Source organism: Micromonospora sp. DT4, from assembly GCF_049841675.1.
In the GTDB taxonomy this organism is placed as follows: Bacteria; Actinomycetota; Actinomycetes; order Mycobacteriales; family Micromonosporaceae; genus Micromonospora.
Genome location: NZ_JBNCKT010000089.1, coordinates 1 through 20,245, shown reverse-complemented (window position 1 = coordinate 20,245; position 20,245 = coordinate 1). Strand labels below are relative to the sequence as shown.

Annotated in this window: 16 protein-coding genes and 1 riboswitch; of the genes, 8 read left to right on the top strand and 8 right to left on the bottom strand. The window is 72.1% G+C overall.

Annotation, left to right across the window (positions count from 1 at the left end; genetic code table 11):
* The first annotated feature begins 798 nt into the window (after positions 1-798).
* Positions 799-1,773, top strand: coding sequence for a sugar phosphate isomerase/epimerase family protein (locus ACLQ24_RS21920; RefSeq protein WP_425893582.1), 975 nt, complete (start codon positions 799-801; stop codon positions 1,771-1,773).
* Between the two features lie 20 nt (positions 1,774-1,793).
* Positions 1,794-3,890, top strand: coding sequence for a PQQ-dependent sugar dehydrogenase (locus ACLQ24_RS21915; protein ID WP_425893581.1), 2,097 nt, complete (start codon positions 1,794-1,796; stop codon positions 3,888-3,890).
* A 71-nt stretch (positions 3,891-3,961) separates the two neighbouring features.
* On the opposite strand, the gene ACLQ24_RS21910 is transcribed toward ACLQ24_RS21915, so the two are convergent.
* The 4 genes from ACLQ24_RS21910 to pdhA all read right to left on the bottom strand — a co-directional run bounded on the left by ACLQ24_RS21910 (position 3,962) and on the right by pdhA (position 9,392).
* Positions 3,962-5,641 carry a right-handed parallel beta-helix repeat-containing protein gene (locus ACLQ24_RS21910; protein ID WP_425893588.1) on the bottom strand — a complete coding sequence of 560 codons (1,680 nt, stop codon included), beginning with the start codon at positions 5,639-5,641 and terminating at the stop codon, positions 3,962-3,964.
* 135 nt (positions 5,642-5,776) lie between these two features.
* Positions 5,777-7,240, bottom strand: coding sequence for a dihydrolipoamide acetyltransferase family protein (locus tag ACLQ24_RS21905; protein ID WP_425893587.1), 1,464 nt, complete (start codon positions 7,238-7,240; stop codon positions 5,777-5,779).
* A complete protein-coding gene (locus ACLQ24_RS21900; RefSeq protein WP_425893586.1) occupies positions 7,225-8,229 on the bottom strand; it encodes an alpha-ketoacid dehydrogenase subunit beta in 1,005 nt (334 codons plus the stop codon). Before ACLQ24_RS21900 ends, ACLQ24_RS21905 begins: the two co-directional genes overlap by 16 nt.
* On the bottom strand, positions 8,226-9,392 hold the full coding sequence (pdhA, locus tag ACLQ24_RS21895; RefSeq protein ID WP_425893580.1) for a pyruvate dehydrogenase (acetyl-transferring) E1 component subunit alpha: 1,167 nt from the start codon (positions 9,390-9,392) through the stop codon (positions 8,226-8,228). Before pdhA ends, ACLQ24_RS21900 begins: the two co-directional genes overlap by 4 nt.
* A gap of 169 nt (positions 9,393-9,561) precedes the next feature.
* Between pdhA and ACLQ24_RS21890 the strand changes: the two genes are divergently transcribed.
* On the top strand, positions 9,562-10,005 hold the full coding sequence (locus ACLQ24_RS21890; RefSeq protein ID WP_425893579.1) for an Lrp/AsnC family transcriptional regulator: 444 nt from the start codon (positions 9,562-9,564) through the stop codon (positions 10,003-10,005).
* Between the two features lie 13 nt (positions 10,006-10,018).
* On the opposite strand, the gene ACLQ24_RS21885 is transcribed toward ACLQ24_RS21890, so the two are convergent.
* Genes ACLQ24_RS21885 through ACLQ24_RS21870 form a run of 4 tightly spaced genes read right to left on the bottom strand, consistent with a single transcriptional unit; the run spans position 10,019 to position 14,242 of the window.
* The gene (locus tag ACLQ24_RS21885; RefSeq protein ID WP_425893578.1) at positions 10,019-10,990 is read right to left on the bottom strand and encodes a DNA polymerase domain-containing protein; all 972 of its coding nucleotides are present in this window, start codon (positions 10,988-10,990) and stop codon (positions 10,019-10,021) included.
* A 37-nt stretch (positions 10,991-11,027) separates the two neighbouring features.
* A complete protein-coding gene (locus ACLQ24_RS21880) occupies positions 11,028-12,332 on the bottom strand; it encodes an acyltransferase family protein (RefSeq protein ID WP_425893577.1) in 1,305 nt (434 codons plus the stop codon).
* 21 nt (positions 12,333-12,353) lie between these two features.
* Positions 12,354-13,355, bottom strand: coding sequence for an NAD-dependent epimerase/dehydratase family protein (locus ACLQ24_RS21875; protein ID WP_425893576.1), 1,002 nt, complete (start codon positions 13,353-13,355; stop codon positions 12,354-12,356).
* Entirely contained in the window at positions 13,352-14,242 is an 891-nt protein-coding gene (locus tag ACLQ24_RS21870; RefSeq protein WP_425893574.1) for a glycosyltransferase family 2 protein, read from the bottom strand. Before ACLQ24_RS21870 ends, ACLQ24_RS21875 begins: the two co-directional genes overlap by 4 nt.
* Before the next feature lie 210 nt (positions 14,243-14,452).
* On the opposite strand from ACLQ24_RS21870, the gene ACLQ24_RS21865 reads away from it, so the two are divergent.
* The 5 genes from ACLQ24_RS21865 (at position 14,453) to ACLQ24_RS21845 (ending at position 19,977) form a co-directional block, all read left to right on the top strand.
* Positions 14,453-16,012: a glycosyltransferase family 39 protein gene (locus tag ACLQ24_RS21865; protein ID WP_425893572.1), complete on the top strand. Its 1,560-nt coding sequence runs from the start codon at positions 14,453-14,455 to the stop codon at positions 16,010-16,012.
* A gap of 60 nt (positions 16,013-16,072) precedes the next feature.
* Positions 16,073-16,804, top strand: a complete 732-nt coding sequence (locus ACLQ24_RS21860) for a histidine phosphatase family protein (protein ID WP_425893571.1) — start codon at positions 16,073-16,075, stop codon at positions 16,802-16,804.
* Positions 16,788-17,657 carry an NAD(P)H-hydrate dehydratase gene (locus tag ACLQ24_RS21855; protein ID WP_425893570.1) on the top strand — a complete coding sequence of 290 codons (870 nt, stop codon included), beginning with the start codon at positions 16,788-16,790 and terminating at the stop codon, positions 17,655-17,657. The genes ACLQ24_RS21860 and ACLQ24_RS21855 overlap by 17 nt, the downstream gene beginning before the upstream one ends.
* Positions 17,658-17,751: 94 nt before the next feature.
* On the top strand, positions 17,752-18,252 hold the full coding sequence (locus ACLQ24_RS21850) for a hemerythrin domain-containing protein (RefSeq protein WP_425893569.1): 501 nt from the start codon (positions 17,752-17,754) through the stop codon (positions 18,250-18,252).
* A 180-nt stretch (positions 18,253-18,432) separates the two neighbouring features.
* Positions 18,433-18,522, top strand: a riboswitch (ZMP/ZTP riboswitch).
* 18 nt (positions 18,523-18,540) lie between these two features.
* Complete coding sequence (locus tag ACLQ24_RS21845; protein WP_425893568.1) at positions 18,541-19,977, top strand: glycine hydroxymethyltransferase; 1,437 nt, start codon at positions 18,541-18,543, stop codon at positions 19,975-19,977.
* Positions 19,978-20,245: the final 268 nt, after the last annotated feature.

Here is a 20,245-nt window from a genome sequence, read left to right as displayed (position 1 = left end):
TGGCGGGCTGGCGGGCTGGCGGGCTGGCGGGCTGGCGGGCTGGCGGGCTGGCGGGCTGGCGGGCTGGCGGGCTGGCGGCAGAGCCTCGCAACTTCCCGGATGTTGCTGCTTCCGACGCGCGGGAAGCAGCAACATCCCTGATGTTGCGCGGCTCTTGACGAAGCGGCGACCGACGTGGCTGGCGACCCGACGCGAGGGCCGGGGAGTTGCGCCTGCACCTCGCAAGGTCACGCTCGATCCAGGATGTAGTGGTTTCCTCACCGAGCCGAGGCCACTACATCCTGGAAACATCCTGGATCGAGCGCGATCATGCCGCGACTCGCGACCGGCGATGGGCGCCGCACCGGACCGGCGGGCGCGCGCGGATCGCGGCCGGCGGAGCCGGCGCGGAGCCGGCGCGGAGCCGGCGCGGAGCCGGCGCGGAGCCGGCGCGGAGCCGGCGCGGATCGCGGCCGGCGCGGGGCTCGTGCGGGGGCCGGTGGCGGGCGGTCGCGCACCTGCTGGGGCGAACTTTTGTCAGGTGGAGCGAAACTTCTGCTGATCGTGAGGGAGCTTTGCCTTTGTCCGGGGGCAAGGGTAAGGTCCGTTTTAGATAGAGGGTTGCCCATTCGTCGATCAGCCTGCCTGCCGCCCTTGCCGGGGTCGGCCGCGGTCCACCCTCAGCGTCGCCGACCGCGTATAACGCGTCGTTCTCATCGTCCCGCCGGTGCACGTCTCCGGCCGGTTCGACGCGCCCGGTGAAGGCAGCAGGTTGACCGCTGCCGACGGCACGCCAGCCGTCAGGAAGGAACCACCACCATGGATCACCAGGCCAACCGCTCGGAGCCCACCGTGGCGTCCGAGTCGGTCAGTCGGCGCGGGCTGCTCCGCGCCGCGACCGTCTCCGCCGCCGCCGTCGGCGCTGCCGGGCTTCTCGCCGGCCCGGCCAACGCGGCGCCCGCCGGTGACACCGCCACCGCAAGTCAGTCCCACGGTCGGCGTCGGGTGCCGGTGGACCGCATCAGCATCCAGCTCTACACCCTGCGCGACCAGCTCGCCGCCGACCTGCCGGGCACCCTGACCGCCCTGCGCCGCATCGGCTACCGGCGGGTGGAGCACGCCGGCTTCGTGGGGCGTACGGCGGCGGAGTTCCGCGCCGCGCTCGACGCGGCCGGACTGCGTGCCACCTCCGGGCACACCGGCGTCCCGCAGCCGTTCGACGCCGCCACCTGGGAACGCGCCCTCGCCGACGCGAACACGCTGGGCTGCAAGAAGATCGTCCACCCCTACTTCGGCCGGGACGCCGAGGGACGCCCGTACCGGGATCCGGCCATCTACCGGGCCCTGGCCCGGGACCTCAACCAGGCCGGTCGGCTCGCCGAGCGTGCCGGTCTCGACTTCGGCTACCACAACCACCAGCTGGAGTTCGTGCCGCTGACCGACGGCTCGACCGGCTTCGAGATCCTCACCAAGCAGACCGATCCTCGGCTGGTCCACTTCGAACTGGACCTGTACTGGACCTGGCGTGGGGCGCACGACCCGGTCGACGTGATCCGGGAGAACCGTGGGCGGATCCGCCAGGTGCACGTCAAGGACCTGGACGTCGAGGGTGGCTTCGCCGACCTCGGCGACGGTGTCATCGACTTCGGCCGCATCTTCGCGCACGAGCGGGAGGCGGGCATCGAGGAGTACATCGTGGAACGCGACGACGCGGGCACCTCGCCGCGCGTGGCCGCCGACGCCATCGAGACCGCCCGGGTCGGCTTCGACTATCTCGCCTCACTCCGGTACTGACCGCCTCGAAGGGCTACCTGATGAACAGGACCGCATTCGCGTCCGCCCTGCTCCTGGTGACTGCCGGCCTGGCCGTGCCGACGGCGGCGACCGCCGCACCGGCCCCGCCACCGGACAGCAGCTTCCAGAAGGTGACGCTGAACGACTTCCCCGGCGAGCCGATGAGCCTCGCCGTCCTGCCCGACCTGCGGGTGCTGCACACCTCCCGGACCGGCGAGGTCCGCATCCACGACCCGCGCACCGGACTCAACACCCTCGCCGCCGACATCGACGTGTACCAGCACGACGAGGAGGGGCTGCAGGGCATCGCCATCGACCCGGACTTCACCCAGAACAAGTGGGTGTACCTCTACTACTCACCGCCCATGGACACCCCGGTGGACGACCCGGCCACCCCGGACGTCAACGAGGGGGACGCGCCGGAGGTCGGCACCGCGGCGGACTGGCAGCGGTTCAAGGGCGCCTTGCGGCTGTCCCGGTTCAAGCTGGAGGGGATGAAGCTCAACCTCGCCAGCGAGCAGCAGATCATCGACGTGCCGACCGACCGGGGGATCTGCTGCCACGTCGGCGGTCAGATCGACTTCGACAGCAAGGGCAACCTGTACCTGTCGACGGGTGACGACACCAACCCGTTCGCCTCCGACGGCTACGTCCCGATCGACGAGCGGGCCGACCGGAACCCGGCGTACGACGCCCAGCGCACCGCGGCCAACACCAACGATCTGCGCGGCAAGCTGCTGCGCATCAAGGTGAAGGCCAGTGGCGGGTACACGGTGCCGGCTGGCAACCTGTTCAAGCCGGGCACGGCGCAGACCCGACCGGAGATCTACGCGATGGGGCTGCGCAACGCGTTCCGCTTCGCGGTCGACAGGCGTACCGACGACGTGTACGTGGGCGACTACTCCCCCGACGCCTCCACGGCGAACCCGGAGCGTGGCCCCGCCGGGCACGGTCGGTGGATGGTGGTCGACAAGCCGGCGAACTACGGCTGGCCGTACTGTGTGACGCCGACCATCGCCTACCGCGACTACGACTTCGCCACCGGCGAGTCCGGTGCCAAGTTCAACTGCAAGCGCCCGGTCAACGACTCACCGCACAACACGGGCAAGCGCGTGCTGCCGCCGGTCGAGGCCCCGCAGGTCTGGTACTCGGCGGCCGCCTCGGCCGAGTTCCCGCAGCTGGGCACCGGCGGCATCGCCCCGATGGGCGGCCCGGCGTACGACTACGACGGGACCAGCACGTCGCGTACCCGGTGGCCGGCCTACTACGACGGGGTGCCGCTGTTCTACGAGTGGACCCGGGACTACATCAAGGAGTTCCGCCTCGACTCCGACGGGGACGTGCAGGACATCCGGCCGGTGGCGCCGTCGCTGGTGGTGGACAACCCGATGGACATGGAGTTCGGTCCGGACGGCGCGCTCTACATGCTGGAGTACGGCGACGGCTACTTCGCCGAGAACCCGGACGCCCAACTGTCCCGGATCGACTTCGTCCGGGGCAACCGGACGCCGATCCCGAAGATCAGCGGTACCCCGACCGTCGGGCAGGCCCCGCTGACCGTCGCGTTCTCCAGCGCCGGCACCACCGACCCGGACGGCGACAAGCTGAGCTACGCGTGGGACTTCAACGCGGACGGCTCGGTGGACAGCACCGATCCCAATGCGTCGTGGACGTTCCAGGAGAACGGCTCGTACACGCCGACGCTGAAGGTGACCGACCGCACCGGACGCTCGGCCGCGGCGACCCTGCCGCTGGTGGTCGGGCCGACCGCGCCGGTCATCGAGTTCGTCGCCCCGGTGGCCGGGCAGCCCTTCCAGTTCGGGCAGACGGTCGCGTACGAGGTCAAGGTCACCGACGACCTCCCCGTGGACTGCTCGCGGGTGAAGGTCACCTACGTGCTCGGCCACGATGAGCACGGGCACCCGCTCTCCACGGCGACCGGATGCTCCGGCACCATCCCCACCTTCGTGGACGGTGGGCACAGCGGCGCGGACAACCTGACTGCGGTGTTCGTCGCGGAGTACACCGACGCTCCGACGGAGCCGGGCGTGCCGCCGCAGAGCGCGAGCGCGACTGTCGTGCTCGATCCCACACCGGTGGCCGGCCTGGCCGGCTGACCAGTTGACAGTGACGGCGGCCGGCGACCGGAACTCCGGTCGCCGGCGTCTCGCGTTGCGGGCCCGGCTGGTCAGCTCCAGTCGTTGTCGACGTGGTTGTCGCGCCAGCGTCCGCCCACCGGCGGGGTGTCCAGGCGCATCCCGTCGTCGGCGTTGCCGGCGAGGTCGTTGTCCTCGACCCGGCAGTCCACGCAGCTGCCCCGCTCGGTGATCCACAGACCGTGGGTCTGGGTGCTGTTCTCGTGGTTGTCCCAGACCCGGTTGCCGCGGATGGTGGCCGAGTCGAACGCCGCGTCGATGGTGATGCCGGCACGCCGCTGGGGTGCCGCGTCCAGCTCGTATCCACAGCCCGGGGGCGGTACGTCCCCACTCCACGCGCTGATGCCGTCGGGCCGGACCGGCGCCAGGAGGAGTTCGTCGCCGGTGTTGGCGGCCACCATGGCCACGGCCCGTCCCACCCGCAGGACCTTGCCCCGGTGCCCGTCGTGCGGCCAGTTCGCCGACCGGTCCACCACGGACCGTTCGGCGTAGCGGATGGTCTCGCCGCTACCGCTGGCGGCCTGCGCGTACTGTCGGCCGTTGTTGCGGATCCGGTTGTTGAGCAGCACCGCATCGGTCATCTGGTGGTCGATCCGGACGGCGTCCAGCCCGTTGCCCCAGAACTCGTTGCTCTCGATCACCACGTCGCGTACCGGGCCCTGGTAGCCCCGCCCGAGGTCGTGCCCGTGGTAGCCGTGCTGGCCGTTGCCGCTGATCCGGTTGCCCCGGATGGTGTACGGACCCGGGGTGTTGCCGACGCTGACGCCGTCGCGGATGTTGCCGTCGATGACGCAGTCGGTGAGCAGCCCACCCCGTCCGGCCACTGCCGCGGTGCCCTGGGCGGAGATGTCGAAGCCGGCCTCCAGGTTGCCGGTCATCGTGCAGGCGGAGACGATGAGACCATCGGCGCCCCAGTCGGAGATGCCGAACCGGTTGCCCTGGCTGTGACAGCCGATGATGCGGTAGCCGCGGGGCGGTGCCCAGTGGTCCTTCTGCAGTTCGAGGAAGATGCCGTTGGTGCCGTTGGCGAGGGTGGTGCAGTTCGCGATGGTCAAGCGCTCCACCGCACCCCAACCGCCGATGCCCACACCGATGCCGGCGCCGCCGATCTGCTCGCCGTTGTCCAGCCGACCGCAGCCGACGACCACCACGCCGTCGATCAGGGAGTCCTGGAGGAAGTCGCAGCCCAGCCCGGTGGCGGCGGTGTGGTGGATGTAGAGGTTGCGGAACACGCCGCGCACGACGTACTGCAGACCCAGGCCCTTGGCGAGGTAGCTGTACTCGGCCATCGCGACGCCGGAGCCGTCGATCTGGAAGTCGGCGAAGGTGCAGTCGGCGATGTGGCGGTCCCGGTCGGCGCCGTGCTGCACCGTGGTCCAGAAGGCCAGCGGGGTCGGGTCGGCCCGGTTGCCCTCGTTGCTGAGCATGAACCGGGTCGCCGCCGGACCGGCGCCGACCAGCGAGACGCCGCTGCGCCACACCGTGCCGGCGTCGCGGATCGAGTAGATGCCCGGCGGGCAGTAGATGACGCGGGCACGGCCATCCGAGGCGTACCCGGCCCCGAGTCGGTCCACGAGGGCGGCCAGCGCCGGCTGGTCGTTGGTCGCGCCGTCACCGGTCAGGCCGTACTCCAGGGCGTCGCAGTAGAGCGGCGCGCCGGCCGCCGCGGGCCGCCGCACGCGGATCGAGTTGAGTAGCAGCTCGTTCGCCACGGCCACGGGTCGGCTCCCTTCGACGCGTCCGGCGCGTACCGGCGGGGCCGACTTCCCGGTGACGCGGCCGGGAAACCCCGGGGCACGCCCGGCCCCGACACCGCGCGGGCGGTGCCGGGACCGAGGGGGTACGCGTCAGACGGCGGCGATCAGCAGCGCCGGCCGTTCCACGCAGTCGGCGACGTGCCGCAGGAAGCCGCCGGCCACCCCGCCGTCGCAGACGCGGTGGTCGAACGTGAGGCTGAGCTGGGTCACCTTGCGGACGGCCAGGTGCCCGTCGACCACCCACGGTTTGTCCACGATGCGTCCCACCCCGAGCAGCGCCGCCTCGGGGTGGTTGATGATCGGCGTGGAGCCGTCCACGCCGAACACCCCGTAGTTGTTCAGCGTGAAGGTGCCGCCGGTGAGGCGGGCCGGCGCGAGCGTCCCGGCCCGCGCCGCGGCGGTGGTCTCCGCCAGCGCGGCGGCCAGCTCGGCGGTGGTCAGCCGCTGGGCGTCGCGCAGCACCGGCACCAGCAGGCCCCGGTCGGTCTGCGCGGCAATTCCCAGGTGCACGCCGGCGGACTGGACGATCCGCTGACCCTCGGTGTCGACGCGGGCGTTGAGCTGCGGGTACCGGCGCAGACCGCTGAGGCAGATCCGGGCCAGCAGGGCCAGGATGCTCACCGACGCGTCGGGTGTCGCCGCGTTGATCGCCGCGCGGGTCTCGAGCAGCCCGGTGGCGTCCACGTCGACCCAGATGGTCACCTCGGGGATCTCCCGCCGGCTGCGGGAGAGCTTGTCGGCGATCACCTTGCGCACGCCGGTGAGCGGGACGACGACATCGCCGTCCCCGCCCGGGGCCGGGGCGACGTGCGGGTCCGGCACGGCGGCGAGCCGGGCCGCGGGCGCGGCCGAGGCCGCCTCCACGTCGGCGCGGCGGATCACCCCGCCGGGTCCGGTGCCCCGCACCGCGCCCAGGTCGACGCCGCGCTCGCGGGCCAGCCGACGGACGATCGGCGAGATCACCAGGGCGTTCGACGGCGGACCGCCGACCGGCGCGCCGCCGGCGGGACCGACGTGGGAAGCCGGGCCGTTGCCGGTCGCGGTGCCCGCGTCAGGCCGGGCCCGACCGGGCATCGCCACGTCGGCGTGGGTAGCGTAGGCGGCGTCGGGCTGGGCATCGCCGGGCTGGGCTGCGCTGACCGGGTCGGGGGCGAGGGCCAGGCGCGGCCGGCGGCGACGACGGGTCGCGCCGCCGTGGCCGGTGCCGTACCCGATCAGGACGTTGCCGGAGCCGGCGCGCTCCTCCTCGCGGTAGGTGGCGTGCCCGGCGGGCTCGTCGCCGTCTCCGTCCAGCGGCGCGATGGTGATCAACGGCTGGCCGACCGGGCGGACCTCACCGGCCGCGCCGTGCAGGGTCACCACCCGTCCGGCGTACGGGCAGGGCACGTCGACGACGGCCTTGGCGGTCTCCACCTCGACCACGCTCTGGTCCACCGTGACGACGTCGCCCACGGCGACCCGCCACTCGACGATCTCGGCCTCGCTCAGCCCCTCCCCCAGGTCGGGCAGGAGGAAAACCTGTGTCCGCTCGACGGTGGTCATGCCGCCGCCCAGCGGGCGTCGGGCTGGTCGTCCCACTGCAGGCGGGCCACCGCGTCGAGGACGCGGTCGACGCCGGGCAGGTGGGTGTGCTCCAGCATCGGCGCGGGGTACGGGATGTCCAGCCCGGCGACCCGCAGCACCGGGGCGTGCAGCGCGTGGAAGCAGCGCTCCTGCACCCGGGCGGCGATCTCCGCGCCGACGCCCGCGAAGCCGGGCGCCTCCTGGATCACCACACACCGTCCGGTCCGCCGGACCGAGGCGGTGATGGTGGCGTCGTCGATCGGCACGATGGTCCGCACGTCCACCACCTCCAGGTCCCAGCCCTCCTTGCGGGCGGCCTCGGCGGTCTCCAGCGCGACCGGCACCGCCGGCCCGTACGCCACCAGCGTGGCATCGCGGCCGGGCCGGCGCACGACGGCACGGCCGAACGGCTCGGTACGCGCCGGCAGCTCGGCGTCCGCGCTGCCGAAGTAGAGCTTCTTGGGCTCCATGAAGACCACCGGGTCGGGGTCGTCGATCGCCTCCCGCAGCAGCGAGTACGCGTCCTCGACCGTCGCCGGGGTGACGACCTTCAGGCCGGGGGTGTGCGCGTAGTACGCCTCGGAGGAGTCGCAGTGGTGCTCCACCCCGCCGATGCCACCGGCGTACGGCACCCGGATGACGATCGGCACGCTGAGTTTGCCCCGGGTGCGGTTGCGCAGCTTCGCCACGTGCGAGGCGATCTGCTCGAACGCCGGGTACGCGAACGCGTCGAACTGCATCTCGACCACCGGCCGCAGCCCGGACATGGCCAGGCCGACGGCGAAGCCGACGATGCCGGCCTCCGCGAGCGGGGTGTCGAAGCAGCGCTTCTCGCCGAAGCGGGCCTGGAGGCCGTCGGTGATCCGGAAGACGCCGCCGAGCTGGCCGACGTCCTCGCCGAAGACGACGACCCGGTCGTCGGCGGCGAGCGCGTCGGCGAGGGCGGTGTTGAGGGCCTTCGCCATGGTGGTGGCCATCAGGCGTCACCCTCCTCGTCGTACCCGGCGGCCAGCTCGGCGCGGACCTGCTCGCGCTGCTCGACGAGCTGCGGGGTGGGCTCGGCGTAGACGTGGTCGAACAGGCTCAGCGGGTCGACGGTGGGCTGGCTGTTCATGCGGCTGCGCAGGTCCGCCGCGTATGCCTCGGCCTGCTCGGCGATCTCGGCGACCGCCGCGTCGTCGAGCACCCCGCGGGCGCGCAGGTACGCCTGGAGGCGGGCGAGCGGGTCGCGGTCGCGCCAGGCGTCGACCTCGGCGCCGTCGCGGTAGCGACTCGCGTCGTCGGCGTTGGTGTGCGGCTCCATCCGGTAGGTGTGCGCCTCCACCAGGTACGGCCCCTTGCCGGCGCGGGCGTGTGCGACCGCGCGGGTCAGCACGGCGAGCACCGCGACCGGGTCGTTGCCGTCGACCTGCTCACTGGGCACCCCGTAGCCGACACCCTTGTACGCCAGCGACGGCGCGGCGGTCTGCCGCGACAGCGGGACGCTGATGGCGTACCTGTTGTTCTGCACGAAGTAGACGACCGGGGCCTTGAACACGGCGGCGAAGTTGATGCCCTCGTGGAAGTCGCCCTCGCTTGTCGCGCCGTCGCCGATGAAGGCCAGCGCCACGGTGTCGCGCCCCTGGTACGCCTCGCCGTGGGCCAGCCCGGCCGCGTGCACGCACTGGGTGGCGAGCGGGGTGCACTGCGGCGCGGTGTGCACCTGGGTCGGGTCGTAGCCGCAGTGCCAGTCGCCGCGCAGCAGGGTGAGCACCTCGACGGGGTCGATGCCCCGGGCAACCAGCGCCATCGATTCGCGGTAGGTGGGGAACACCCAGTCGGTGTCGCGGACGGCGAGCGTGGCGGCCACCTGGCACGCCTCCTGCCCCCGCGACGACGGATAGACAGCGAGGCGGCCCTGCTTGGTCAGCGCGGTCGCCTGGGTGTCGAACCGGCGGCCGAGCACCATCCGGCGGTACAGCTCCCGCAGCGCCTCGACGGGCGGCTCCGGGTAGTCGGTACGGGCCGGCAGCGGCGTACCGGTCTCATCGAGCAGGCGGACCGGTTCGGCGTCCGGCAGCAGCGGGCGCGCCGGGTCGGGCGGGGTGACCGTCCGACGGGCGCGCGGGGATGCCCTGCGGACCGCCTGGGGTGTGGTCGTCACGGCGGGACCTCCTGGGACGTGTGGTGAGCCTATGCTTCCGCCTGACGGATGATTGACTCAAGATCCACGCAGAAGGCGGGATGACTGGCATGCGGGAGGCGCGTCGGTGAGCCAGGAGAACGGAGACGGAGCGAGCCGGAGAACCGGATCGGGACGATCGGCCCGAGCCATGGACGAGGTCGACCGGCGGATCCTGGACGAGCTGGTCCGCGACGGGCGCACGTCGGTGCGCACCCTGGCCGAGCGCATCCACATCTCGCGCACCAACGCGTACGCCCGGGTCGAGCGACTGCTGCGCGACGGCGTGATCACGGGCTTTCGGGCACAGGTGGCGCCCGAGGCCGCCGGGTTGGGCACGTCGGCGTACATGGCGTTGACGATCGAGCAGAACACCTGGCGGGAGGTGTCGGCCGAGCTGGCCCAGGTGCGCTACGTCGAGCACGTCGCGCTGCTCAGTGGCGAGCACGACGTGCTGGCCCTGGTCCGGGCGCCGGACAACGCCGCCCTGCGCGACGTGGTGCTCGACCGGGTGCAGCGCATCGCCGGGGTGCTGTCGACGCGGTCGTGGCTGGTCTTCGAGGAGTTCGAGGGCACGCAGAGCCCGTGGCAGTAGGCCGCCACGTGGGTCACCGTTCCGGCGGGGCCTCCAGCCCTTCGCGGTCGGCCAGCTCCAGCAGCGGCTCCAGCGAGTGCCGGTCGCCGTCCAGGCCGGTGTGCGGGTCGCCGCGCTCGGCGAACCGGGCCGGCATGCTGAGCACGTCGAAGTCCTCCGGCCGGGCGTCGTCCAGCTCCGCCCAGTCCAGGGGCGCCGACACCAGGGCCTGCGGTGTCGGCCGGATCGAGTACGCCGACGTCACCGTGTGATCGCGGGCCATCTGGTTGTAGTCGACGAAGACCGGTAGGTCCCGCTGCTCCCGCCACCAGGTGGTGGTGACCAGCTCCGGCAGCCTGCGCTGCATCTCCCGGCCCAGCGCGAGCACCGCCCGGCGGCACTCGCCGAAACTCCACCTTGGCTCGATCGACAGGTAGACGTGCAGGCCGCGCCCGCCGGTGGTCTTCGGGTAGCCGGTCATGCCCAGCTCGGCGAGGAACGCCCGCACCTCGTGCGCCACCGGCACCACCTGCTCGAAGCCCACGCCGGGCAGCGGGTCGAGGTCGATGCGGAGCTGGTCGGGGCGCTCCACGTCGCCGGCGGACACCGGCCACGGATGAAAGCGCAGAGTGCCCAGGTTGGCGGCCCAGATCACCACGGCCAGCTCGCTCGGCGCGACCTCGTCGGCGGTCCGGCCGCTGGGGAACGTGATGTGCGCGGTGCGCACCCACTCGGGCGCGCCCGCCGGCAGCCGCTTCTGATAGAAGGCGTCACCGCGGTTGGTCTGCCGGGTGGCGATCGTCGCGCCCTCGAAGACACCGCGCGGCCAGCGTTCCAGCATGGTCGGCCGGTCGCGCAGCGCCCGCAGGATGCCGTCGCCGACCGCCAGGAAGTAGCGGACGACGTCCAGCTTGGTCAGCCCGCGTTCCGGGAAGTACGGCTTGTCGGGGCTGGAGACGCGGACCAGCCGCTCCCCCACCTGGATCTCCGCCGCCGCCGTAGCCACGCCCCCGAGGGTACGACGTGTGGGCGGACCCGGTGGGCTACCGGCCCGTGACCAGCGTGGCGGGCTGCTGCGGCAGTTCCTCTGTCTGCCCGCCGATCGACACCGGCGGCGTCCCCGGCGGTTCCTCGGCCACCGCGGTCTGCTGCTCGACCGGTACCGGCTGCGACGACCGACGGGCCACGAAGCCCGGCGTCCAGTCCTTCAACCGCAGCGCCGGCCGCTCGACGAGCTTCCACGAGACGAACGCGGCGACGAAGGCGACCGCGACCGACATCGCGGCGAACGGCACGTACCCCCAGCGACTCCAACCCAGGCTCGCCATCACCTGCTGGCCGACGAACCCATAGATGTAGATGCCGTACGAGTAGTCGTTCTTCCGCCCCACCCAGTGCAGCTGGCGCGGCATCCGCACCGACAGCCACACCAGCAGGTACGCGAACGCCGGCAGCCCGATGGCGAAGAAGCCGCCGAAGAGCAGGGACAGCCCCAGCGCCACGGCCGAGCCGATGCCGAGCGCGTCGTTGATCGGCACCCGCTCCCGGTAGAGGTCCAGCGTCGCGCCGAACGCGAACAGGAAGCCCAGGTAGACGATGTAGTGGAAGCTCATCACGCCCACCAGGGGCGAGTCGAACGACCAGCTCGCCGTGGACGCCGGCCCGCTGAACTGCCCGGAGTTCACCCAGTCCTGCAGGATGCTCAGGTAGAGCGCGACGGTCAGGAACAGCACGAACCGGCGGGCGTTGCGCAGCACCGCGGTGATCGCCAGGACGCCCACCACGACGTAGCAGAACATCTCGTACTTGAGTGACCACAGGGCGCCGTTGAAGACGCTGGAACCGCTCTTCACACCCCACGGGGTGGTCGCCTTGAACAGGTCCTGAATGCCGTACTGACGAACACCGGTCCACCAGTTGGCCTGGAGGTAGGCCAACGGGCCGCCACGGTCCCAGGCGTTGTCGAAGAAGCCGGCGGTGGTGCCGTGCTCGCGCAGTGCGACCAGCGGGGCGACTACCAGCGCGGTGATCAGCAGGCACACCCACAGGCCGGGGAAGATGCGCAGGGCGCGGTGCCAGGAGTAGCGGATGATGCCGGTACGCCGGGCGCTGCGGGTGATCAGCAGGCCGGAGAGCACGAAGAAGCCGTACACGGCCATGGTGCCGACGTTGGTCTGCCGACCGGTCAGGTGGTAGCCGAGGTCGTTGGCCCCGAAGCCGAGCGGCTTGGAGTGCGACAACACGACGCCCACGGCGAGGCAGAGCCGGATGAGCCCGATGCCGTTGCTGCGGCCGGAGAGCAGCTCGGCCAGCGTGCCACGGGAGCGGACGAGGGCGGGGGTAGTCATGCGGTCAGGACCTCTCGACCATCAGGCGGGCACCTCGGCGCCGGCGTGCTCCCACAACTGCTTCATCTCGGTGTGCAGATCATCGCTCGGCGACCAGCCGAGCACCTCGGCGGCGAGCCCGACGTCCAGCCGCTGCCAGCTCGTCTCGGCCGGGCCGGTCTGCTCGGCTTCGACCAGGTCGGTCGGCACCTCACTGGAGTCGATGAGGAGCTGGACCATATCACGGGCGCTGGCGGCGACCCCCCGACCGATGTTGATCACATGGCCGGCGGCTTCGGGTCGGGTCGTGGCCAGCAGGACGGCGGCCACCACGTCACTCAGGCCCACGAAGTCACGCCGCGAGCCCAGCGGGGCCAGCTCCAACCGGGCCCGCGCACCGGCGCGCTGGGCGTCGCGCAGCCGGCCCGCGACCACCCCGAGCAGGCTGTGCCCGGGCTGGCCGGCGCCGATGACGTTGCCGACCCGCAGCGTGACGCCCTCGATCAGGCCCGACCGGTCGGCCTCGCTGACCGCCGTGGTGCAGCGCAGCTTGAATTCGCCGTACGGCATCACCGGCGCGGGTCGCAGCCCCTCCGGCATCGAGGTGTCGACCGGTACCAGGCCGTACTCGTGCACGCTGCCCAACTGGATCACCCGGACGCGTCCGGGCAACCGGCCGGCGGCCTCGATCAGCCGCTCGACCAGGGTCACGTTGACGGCGAGCATCTGCGCGTCGTTGAGCCCCCACATGCCGCCCGCAGAGTTGATCACCACGTCCGGATCGAGGTCGCGCAGCATCTCGGTGATCTCGTCGACGTCGGCGGCGGCCAGGTCCAGAGCGCGGACCGCGACGCCCGACCCGATGTCACGCGGAGTACGGGCGACGGCGACAACGGTGTGGCCCTGGTCGGCCAGGGCCCGGCAGATCGGGCGACCGAGGAAACCGGTGCCGCCGAGCACCACCACCCGCCGCCCCTGACCGGCGTCCCGCGCCGGGTGCCGCTGCTCGACGATCATGGCGTCCCCCTGGCTGCTGTCGCTCATCGGCCCGGCCCGAACGCGTGCCGCGACAGGCTCTTCACGCCGGTCATCCGGCCGGCGAGGACCGCCGTCGGCAGCAGCGTGATGGCGTGCAGCCGGGACGACAGGTAACGGCGGGCCGCTCGTGCCGCCCGGGGCCAGCCCTGCTCGTCCATCCGCCGGGCGACATCGACGAAGAACGCCCGCGCCTCGGTGAACCGGGAGCCGGTGACCGCGTCGGCCGCGGACTTGCTGACCGCGTGCCGCCGGTACTGGAAGCACAGGGTGGTGTCGACGGCCATCTGCTCACCCCGCTGGATCAGGTCGATCACCAGCGCGAGATCCTGGATGACCTGGAACTCGTCGCGGAAGTCGACCGCCTTGAGGGCGTCCGTGCGCCAGCAGATCGACGGGAAGTAGAACCAGCAGCCGCGCAGCAGGCTGGCCGCCAGGTCCTCGCCGCCCATCAGCTCCCGGGACTCGACGCGCGGGGCGTAGAGCCGCCGCTTGGCCTCGTCGACCATGGTGTTCACCACCGTGCCGTTGGCGTCGATGATCTCGACCCCCGGCTGGACCATGCCGACGCCCGGGTACTGCTCGATCACCGATCGCACCGTGGCGACGTAGTTGGGGTGCATGATGTCGTCCGTGCCCATCATCACCAGATACTCGTGCTCGGCGAGGCCGACGCACTTGCGGTAGTTGCCGGTGACGCCGAGGTTGCGCTCGTTGCGCTGGTAACGCACCCGCTCGTCGGTGATCTCCGCGAACCACTCCGGCACGCCCGGCTCGGTGCCGTCGTCGACCACGGTCAGCCGCCAACCCGGATCACTCTGTGCCATCACGCTGCGTACCGCCGCCTGCATGAGGGGCACGCTCCCGTAGTACGGCAACATGATGTCGACAATCATCGGTTCCGTGGGCCTTACTGTGCGTGGTTGACGTGCGCGACGGGCGCGGGCCACAGTATCAGGCATGGCGTCCGGATCCAGTACCGGCGATCCGGCCCCGGCGCCCGTCGTGACACCACCCCGGTAACCGGCGCGAGGGGGTCCTCCGGCGACCACGTCGGCGGCTATCATCGTCGCGCCCACTCCCCGCTCGCCCCCGATCGGACGCCGATGTCAGACCGCGCCGTCACCACGGACGCGCCTCCCGCGCAGACCGACGCGGGGTCGCCCCCGCCCGCCACCGAGCCGGAGCGACGGCGACTGACTCTGGCCCGCCGGCTCGTGCTCAGCGTCTGGTTCTGGCCCACGGCGTTCGCGGCCCTCGCCGTCGGCTGGCGGCTCGGCAGCCCGGAGATGTGGCACGACGAGCTGGTCACCATCGACGTGGCGACCCGCTCGACCGGGCAGATCCTGGGGATGCTCACGAACGTCGACGCCGTGCACGGGGCGTACTACCTCTTCATGCACGGCTGGACGAGCCTGTTCGGCACCGGCCCGGCGGTCGTACGGCTGCCGTCTGCGCTGGCCATGGTCCTGGCGACCACGTGCGTGGCGCTGGTCGGGCGTCGGGTCTTCGACCGTACGGCGGGGATCGCCGCCGGGTTCGTCTTCGCCCTCGTGCCCACGGTCACCCGCTTCGGGCAGGAGACCCGGTCGTACGCCTTCGTCGTCCTCGCCGCGGCCGCGGCCACGCTGTTCCTGTTCCGGGCGTTGCAGCGCCCGGGGTGGCTGCGGTGGCTCGCCTACGCGCTCGCCGTGGCCGGCATCGGCCTGGTGAACGTGGTGGCGCTCACGCTGCTACTCGGGCACGGTGTGGCCGTCCTGATCCACTGCTGGCGGGAGCGCCGCTGGTGGTCGCTGGCCTGGTTCGTGCTCGCCGCCGCCGCCGGAGTGGGGATCGCCGCCCCGGTGATCCTGCGCGGTATGAAGCAGGCGGGACGGCAGATCAGCTGGATCCCGGACAGCGCGCCCTGGACGGTCTGGGAGCAGGTCTTCGGCTCGGTGCTGCTCGCCGCCGCGATCACCGCGCTGGCCGTGGTCGGGGTGCTGACCCACCTGCGCCGCGACGTGGCCGCGCGGACCGCCGCCGCCGCGGTGATCGCCGCGCTGCCGGTGCCGGTGATCCTGGTGGCCTCCACCGGCGACATCAACTACTTCTTCTCCAAGTACCTGCTCTTCCTCGTGCCGGCGTGGGCGGTGCTCGCCGGCGCGGCCGTCGCCGCGCTGCGTCGCGCGCCCCTGGTCGCGGTGGCGGTGGTGGTGCTCGCCGCCCTGAGCGTGCCCGGTCAGGTCGCGCTGCGCGGGGAGTACTCGCACGGCTGGTACACGTATCCGCAGAAGCGGGCGTTCGCGCCGCTGTCCTACTCACAGGCGGCGCGGGTCATCGAGGCCGGCTACCAACCCGGTGACGGCCTGGTCGCCGGTGGCCCGTGGTGGTGGATGCACGAGCCCGGGGTGCGCTACTACCTCCCCGCCGACATCTCGCCGCGCAACGTCTTCCAGCAGCGGTCGGCGGCTCAACGCGACGAGCTGTTCGGCGCGGACTGCGCCACTCCGGCCCGCTGCCTGCGGGACGAGCCGCGGCTGTGGGTGCTGCTGCCCACGGTCACCGACGCGCCGCTGACCGGTCTGCCGAAGAAGCAGTCGGCCGCGCTCGCCGAACGGTACGACGTGGTCCGCGTCACGCACGTGACCGGGCTGACCGTGGCCCTGCTGCAACGGCGCGGCTGAGTCGACGCCCGGCCCGGCGCGGCACGGTTACCCCGTGCCGCGCCCGGGTAGGGGGTCGACATGGCGGAACTGTCGACGCTCTGGATCATCCGGCACGGGGAGAGCACCGCGAACGTGGCGGCCACCCGGGCCGAGCAGACCGGCGCGGACGTGATCGCGCTGAGCCACCGCGACGCCGACGTGCCGCTCTCGGACACCGGCGAGGAGCAGGCGCGGGCGACCGGCCGCTGGCTCGCGGGTCTGCCCGAGGACCGGCGACCGGACGTCGCGGTGGTGTCGCCGTACCTGCGGGCGGTGTCCACGGCGAAGCTGGCGCTGCACGGCACCGGGGTGCCGGTGAGCCGCGACGAGCGGCTGCGTGACCGGGAGTTGGGCATCCTGGACGGCCTGACCGGGCACGGAGTGCGCCGGCGGTTTCCCGACGAGGCCGAGCGCCGTGCCCGGCTGGGCAAGTTCTACTACCGGCCGCCCGGCGGCGAAGCCTGGACCGACGTGGCGCTGCGCCTGCGCACGCTCCTCGGTGACCTGCGCCGCGACCACGAGGGGCAGCGGGTGCTGCTCTTCGGCCACGACGCGCTGGTCTTCCTGCTGCGTTACCTCGTCGAGGGCCTGACCGAGCCGGAGCTGATGGCGTTGACCAGCGAACACGTGATCGCCAACTGCTCGATCACCGACTGGTCCGCCGACGAGCAGGGCAGGCTGCGGCTGGGCGGTTTCAACGAGGTCGGCCACCTGCACCGACAGGGTGCCGAGGCGACCAGGGAGGACGAGATCCATGCCGAACCGGTCTGAGGTGCAGGTGATCACGCCGGCACTGCTGCGGGACTGGGCACTGCCGGTACCGGCCGGGGGCAAGGAGAGCCGGGGCACCGTGCTGGTGATCGGCGGCTCCCGCTTCACCCCCGGGGCGGTCCTGCTCGCCGGGGTGGCCGCGCTGCGCGCCGGCGCCGGGGTTCTCCAGCTCGCCCTCGCCGAGTCGACCGCGGCCACGCTGAGCATCCAGGTGCCCGAGGCACTGGTGGTGGGGCTGCCGGAGAACTCCGACGGCACCGTCGCCGCCGACCGGGCCGGCCAGCTCGGCGAATTGGTCGGCGCGGCCGACGTGGTGGCCCTGGGCCCGGGGTTGACCGGCATCGACGAGACCGGCCGACTGCTGGACCTCGTCCTGCAGGCGGCCGGACCGCAGACCCCGCTGGTCCTGGACGCGTACGCCCTGGGCGCGCTCAGCCACGAGCCGAAGCTGCTGGTCGGCTCCGACCGCCCGGTGGTGCTCACGCCCAACGTCACCGAGGCCGGTCACCTGCTCGGCCGTGACCCGGGCGACGACCTGAGCGCCGAGGCCGCGGAGCTGGCGCAACGGTACGACGCGGTGGTCTCGCTCTACGGGCACGTGGCCGCGCCGGACGGGCGCGGGTGGCGGGAGGAGAGCGGCGACGCGGGCCTCGGCACGTCCGGCAGCGGAGACGTGCTCGCCGGTCTGCTGGCCGGGCTGCTCTCCCGGGGCGCCGACCCTGCGCAGGCCGCCTGCTGGGGTGCCTTCGCGCACGCCGTGAGCGGCCAACGGCTGATCCCCCGGTACGGCCGGATCGGTTTCCTGGCCCGGGAACTGCTCGACGAGATCCCCCGCACCCTGGCCACGGTCTGACCAGGCGATATCGGCCGCGTTCGTCCGTTTCGCCGCGCGGCCTCGGGGTATCGGATCGACACCAGCCACGCTATCGAACCAAGGGGGCACACCGGTGTCGACCGATGCCATCGTCCTGCTCAAAGAGGACCACAAGGAAATGCGCCGCCTGTTCAAGGCCTTCCAGGACGCCGAGGAGGGGCCGGCGAGCCAGCGGCAGAAGCTGGTGGACCAGATCCTGGAGGCCCTGACGGTGCACACCTACCTGGAGAACGAGGTGATGTACCCGGAGGTCCGCCGGCTCCTGCCCGACCTGGAGGACGACATCCTCGAGTCGTACGAGGAGCACCACGTGGCCGACGTGCTCTGCGCCGAACTGGCCAGCATGGACGCCGGCGACGAGCGTTTCGTCGCCAAGACGACGGTGCTGATCGAGAACGTCACGCACCACGTGGAGGAGGAAGAGGAGGAGTGGTTCCCCAAGGTCCGCGAGGCGTTGGGTCGTAAGCAGCTCCAGGAGATCGGCGAGAAGATGATCGCGCTGCGCGCGGACGCGCCGCGTACCCCCACCCAGCCGAAGGCGATCAAGAAGGCGCTCGACGCGGTGACCGCCTGAGCCACCCACAGTTCGACGAGGGGCCCGGCATGGCCGGGCCCCTCGTCGTGCGACCGACTGCGGTGACCGCTGTCAGTCGCCCGATCCCGCGCTCGGCCATGCCCGTGCACGGGCCGTCGAACACCTCGGGGGGCCCGTCGGGAGGTCGGCCGGGTCGGCCCGGGTCGGCCCGGTAGGATCGGCGTGGGCCGTTACTGGCGCGTTGGGATGGAGAACCATCGGGGAGCGGCCCCGTCACGAGGACGTTTGCCGAGCGCCTGGGCCTTCCGCACGTTCGTAGGAGGTCGCATGTCGCGCAACGCCGAGTCCACCGCATTCCGGAGCGCCCTCGAGGTGATCCGTGCTGTCGAGCCGCGGGTGGCCGACGCCATCGGCGCCGAGCTGACCGACCAGCGGGAGTCGCTCAAGCTCATCGCCAGCGAGAACTACGCCTCCCCGGCGACGCTGCTGGCGATGGGCAACTGGTTCAGCGACAAGTACGCCGAGGGCACGGTCGGCCGCCGCTTCTACGCCGGCTGCCAGAACGTCGACACCGTCGAGGCGCTCGCCGCCGAGCACGCCCGGGAGCTGTTCGGTGCGGCGCACGCGTACGTGCAGCCGCACTCGGGCATCGACGCCAACCTGGTCGCGTTCTGGGCGGTGCTCGCCGACCGGGTCGAGTCCCCGGCGCTCAAGAAGGCGCAGGTCCGTCAGGTCAACGACCTCACCGAGGCGGACTGGTTCACGCTGCGCCGCGAGCTGGGCAACCAGCGGATGCTCGGCATGTCGCTGGACGCGGGCGGGCACCTCACCCACGGCTTCCGGCCGAACATCTCCGGCAAGATGTTCGACCAGCGCAGCTATGGCACCGACCCGGCGACCGGCCTGATCGACTACGACCGGGTGGCCGAGGCCGCCCGCGAGTTCAAGCCGCTGATCCTGGTGGGCGGCTACTCGGCGTACCCCCGGAAGGTGAACTTCCGGATCCTGCGCGAGATCGCCGACTCGGTCGGCGCCACCTTCATGGTCGACATGGCGCACTTCGCCGGTCTGGTGGCCGGCAAGGTCTTCACCGGCGACTTCGACCCGGTGCCGCACGCGCACATCGTCACCACCACCACGCACAAGTCGCTGCGGGGCCCGCGCGGCGGCATGGTGCTCTGCCAGCCGGAGCTGGCCGACCAGGTGGACCGGGGCTGCCCGATGGTGCTCGGCGGTCCGCTGCCGCACGTCATGGCCGCCAAGGCCGTCGCGCTCGCGGAGGCCCGTCGGCCCGACTTCGCCGACTACGCACAGCGGATCGTGGACAACTCGCAGGCCCTCGCCGAGGGGCTGCTGCGCCGGGGCGCGACGCTGGTCACCGGCGGCACCGACAACCACCTGGTGCTGATCGACGTGTCCGGGTACGGGCTCACCGGCCGGCAGGCCGAGCAGGCGCTGCTCGACTCGGGCATCGTCACCAACCGCAACTCGGTGCCGCAGGACCCGAACGGCGCGTGGTACACGTCCGGCATCCGGATCGGCACCCCGGCGCTGACCACCCGAGGGCTGGGCACCGCCGAGATGGACCAGACGGCGGAGCTGATCCACACCGTGCTGACCCAGACCACGGCCGGCGCCAACGCCGACGGCACCCCGTCCAAGGCGAAGTACACGCTGGACGCCGACCTGGCGGACAAGATCTCCCGCCAGGCCACCGACCTGCTGGCCCCCCACCCGCTCTACCCCGCCATCGACCTGGCCTGAGGGCTCGCCCCGCAGGAGCTCGCGTCGATCGTGGAGTCGTGGTGCCCGGATCAGGGCGGATGGCGACCTTTGTCCACCACCACAACTCCATGATCGACGCGGACGGGGGCGCGGGCGCGGGGGGCCGGGGTTAGTCCTTGTCGCTCCGCTGCGCGAAGCGGCCCTAATCGGGAGGAAGTAGGTCTACTTCCGAGTTATTGACCCGTAACCCAAATGGTTTGTGATCGTTTGGGGTGTATGGGCGTTACGGTGCGGGACGCGCGTCGGC